The sequence below is a fragment of the Kytococcus schroeteri genome, from assembly GCF_042433515.1.
Lineage (GTDB): Bacteria > Actinomycetota > Actinomycetes > Actinomycetales > Dermatophilaceae > Kytococcus > Kytococcus schroeteri.
This window is the reverse complement of sequence record NZ_JBHLVH010000022.1, coordinates 1-1,358: the sequence shown is the minus strand read 5'-3', so window position 1 is coordinate 1,358 and position 1,358 is coordinate 1. Positions and strand designations below refer to the sequence as shown.

Genomic DNA, 1,358 nt, shown 5'->3' with positions numbered 1-1,358 from the left:
CGCACGGGGTCGGCCCTTCGTCGCGTGAGGGGGTGTCAGCCCTGGATGAGGCCCTTCTCGCGCACGGTGTCGCGCTCCTCGGCCAGCTCGGCCACGGAGGCGTCGATCCTGCCGCGGGAGAACTCGTCGATCTCCAGGCCCTGCACGATCTCCCAGGTGCCGTTCTTGGTGGTCACCGGGAAGGAGGAGATGAGGCCCTCGGGCACGCCGTAGGAGCCGTCGGAGCACACGGCCATGGACGTCCAGTCGCCCTCGGCGGTGCCCTGCAGCCAGGTACGGGTGTGGTCCATGGTGGCGGTGGCGGCGGAGGCGGCCGAGGACGAGCCGCGGGCCTCGATGATGGCCGCGCCGCGCTGCGCCACGGTGGGGATGAAGTCGTTCTCCAGCCACGCCTGGTCGTCCACGACCTCGGCGGCCGGCTTGCCGTTGATGGTGGCGTGGAAGATGTCCGGGTACTGGGTGGCCGAGTGGTTGCCCCAGATGGTCATGCGCTGGATGTCGGTGGTGCGCACGCCGGCCTTGGTGGCCAGCTGGGCCTTGGCGCGGTTGTGGTCCAGGCGGGTGAGGGCCGAGAAACGCTCGGTGGGGATGTCGGGCGCGTTGTTCATGGCGATGAGCGCGTTGGTGTTGGCCGGGTTGCCGGTGACGGTGATGCGGATGTCGTCGGCGGCCACCTCGTTGAGGGCCTGGCCCTGGCCGGTGAAGATCTGGCCGTTGGCCTCGAGCAGGTCCGAGCGCTCCATGCCCTTGCCGCGCGGGCGGGCGCCCACCAGCATCGCGACGTTGGCGCCGTCGAACACCTTCTTGGCGTCGTCGCCGATCTCCACGCCCGACAGCAGCGGGAAGGCGCTGTCCTCGAGCTCCATCACGACGCCCTCGAGGGCGGGGAGAGCCGGGGTGATCTCGAGCAGGCGGAGCTGGACGGGGGTGTCCGGGCCGAGCAGCTCGCCCGCGGCGATGCGGAAGAGCAGGGAGTAGCAGATCTGGCCGGCGGCGCCGGTCACGGCGACCTTGACGGGCTGGGTCACGAGAACCTCCTGTGTCAGACGTGGAACCGGTCACAACCGTACTGCCCGGGCCGGGGGGTCACCGCACCGGTGGTGGGCGGAGGACGTGCGAGCCGGTGGGTGGGGAGGGCTGGGCCGGCCCGGCTGGCCGGCTGTGGACGGGGCGGGGCGGGCGCTGCTCGTCCACATGTCCGATGGTGGGGTTGCTTTGAGTAGGTTGTGTGTACTATTCTGGGGGTAGTTGATCGGACGGGGGTCCGGTCACGGGGCACGTCGGAAGGGGGGGGCGTGGTGGGCGACAGGTTCGAGTACGTGGGATCCGGGGCGGGGTGCGCCCCGGCGGTGGGTGTT

General features: G+C 70.9%; 1 protein-coding gene. It reads right to left on the bottom strand.

All coding sequences use genetic code 11. The features are described 5' to 3' along the window. Positions 1–35 precede the first annotated feature (35 nt). Entirely contained in the window at positions 36–1,028 is a 993-nt protein-coding gene (locus ACFFHC_RS09900; RefSeq protein ID WP_202816722.1) for a malate dehydrogenase, read from the bottom strand. Positions 1,029–1,358: the final 330 nt, after the last annotated feature.